This is a genomic window from Stenotrophomonas sp. PS02298 (genome assembly GCF_029959445.1).
Lineage (GTDB): Bacteria > Pseudomonadota > Gammaproteobacteria > Xanthomonadales > Xanthomonadaceae > Stenotrophomonas.
This window is the reverse complement of the sequence record NZ_JASCOR010000310.1, coordinates 1-1,653: the sequence shown is the minus strand read 5'-3', so window position 1 is coordinate 1,653 and position 1,653 is coordinate 1. Positions and strand designations below refer to the sequence as shown.

At 66.2% G+C, this 1,653-nt stretch carries 2 protein-coding genes; both read left to right on the top strand.

The features are described from left to right. Positions 1-173 precede the first annotated feature (173 nt). Positions 174-806 carry a LemA family protein gene (locus tag QMX78_RS21335; protein ID WP_282273446.1) on the top strand — a complete coding sequence of 211 codons (633 nt, stop codon included), beginning with the start codon at positions 174-176 and terminating at the stop codon, positions 804-806. Between the two features lie 10 nt (positions 807-816). Continuing rightward, on the top strand, positions 817-1,653 hold an 837-nt coding region (locus QMX78_RS21330), incomplete at its 3' end, for a YgcG family protein (RefSeq protein ID WP_282273444.1).

Genomic DNA, 1,653 nt, shown 5'->3' with positions numbered 1-1,653 from the left:
AGCCGGCGCAGCTGTGGTTGCGGGGATGTCCGCAATCCGAAGGATGGCCTGCTTCGCGGCTGACGCCGCTCCTACAACCGCCTGGCCCAGGGACTTTGCCGTCCCCCGGTCTTTGCAAACCTTGAACAGGCAACGTGGCATGCTCGGCACTCCAGCCATCCAGGGCCCGACCCATGCGCCAGTACCTTCGCCTGATGTTGCTTGTCATCGCGGTGATTTCCGTTTCCGGCTGTGGCTACAACGCCATCCAGCAGAAGGATGAGGCGGTCAAGGCCGGCTGGTCCGAGGTGGTCAACCAGTACAAGCGCCGCGCCGACCTGATCCCCAACCTGGTCAATACCGTGCAGGGCTATGCCCAGCAGGAGCGGCAGGTGCTGACCGAGGTCACCAATGCCCGTTCCAGGGTCGGGCAGATCCAGGTCAATGCCGACGATGCCGATTCGCTCAAGCAGTTCCAGCAGGCGCAGGGCGAGCTGGGCAGCGCGCTGTCGCGGCTGCTGGTGGTCAGCGAGAACTACCCGACGCTGAAGTCTGACCAGAACTTCCGCGACCTGCAGGCGCAGCTGGAAGGCACCGAGAACCGCATCACCGTGGCCCGCGGCCGCTACATCCAGCTGGTGCAGGACTACAACACCTACATCCGCTCGTTCCCGCAGGTGATCACCGCCAAGATGTTCGGCTATGCGGCCAAGCCCAACTTCACCGTCGACAACGAGGCGCAGATCGCCCAGCCGCCGACCGTGAGCTTCGGCAACCAGCCGGCAGCACCGCAGCAGACGCCGCCGCCGCCCGCGCCGGCGCAGTGAGTCGCGCGCGATGAGCGCGTTGTTGCAGCGCTTGGGCTTGCTGCTGTGCCTGCTTGGCCTCGGCTGGGCAGGCCCGGCGCTGGCCCAGCAGCTGGCACCGATTCCGCCGCTGGATTCGCCGGTGGTCGATACCACCGGCACCCTTGATGCGGCGCAGAAGCAGGCGTTGGAGCAGCAGGCTGTTGCCCTGCAGCAGCGCAAGGGCGCGCAGCTGCAGATACTGATCGTGCCGAGCACACAGCCTGAGGACATCGCCCAGTACAGCACCCGCGTGTTCGACCAGTGGGCGATCGGGCGCAAGGGCGTGGATGACGGCGTGCTGCTGTTGGTGGCCAAGGATGACCGCAGGGTGCGGATCGAGCCGGGCTACGGTCTGGAAGGTGCCATCCCCGATGCAATCGCCAACCGGGTGATCCAGGAATACCTGGTGCCGCACTTCCGCCAGAACGACTACGCCGGTGGCATCACGGCCGCCAGCGGCGTGCTGGTCAAGATCATCGACGGCGAGGAGCTGCCGGCTCCGGTCAGCAGCAACCGTGATGGTGGCGGTAGCGGCGGTGATTCGATCTTTTTGTTCGCGATCATGATCGGTGTGTTTGCCTCCACCTTCATGCGCATGCTGCTGGCCAAGCTGCCGCGGCCGATCCGTGGCGTAGTCTCGGGCCTGATTGCCGGTGCGGCCGGTTGGCTGCTGCTGTCGGTGCTTGGCGGCGGTATTGCCGCGCTGGTGGCCTTCCTGTTGTCGCTGGGGAAGGGTTCCAGCGGTGGCTTTGCCAGCGGCGGTGGCTGGGGCGGCGGAGGTGGCTTCGGTGGCGGTGGTTTTGGCGGAGGCGGTGGGGGCTTCGGT

Coding starts and splice junctions, on each gene's coding strand:
- QMX78_RS21335 (WP_282273446.1), top strand. CDS start 174: ATGCGCCAGTACCTTCGCCTGATGTTGCTTGTCATCGCGGTGATTTCC.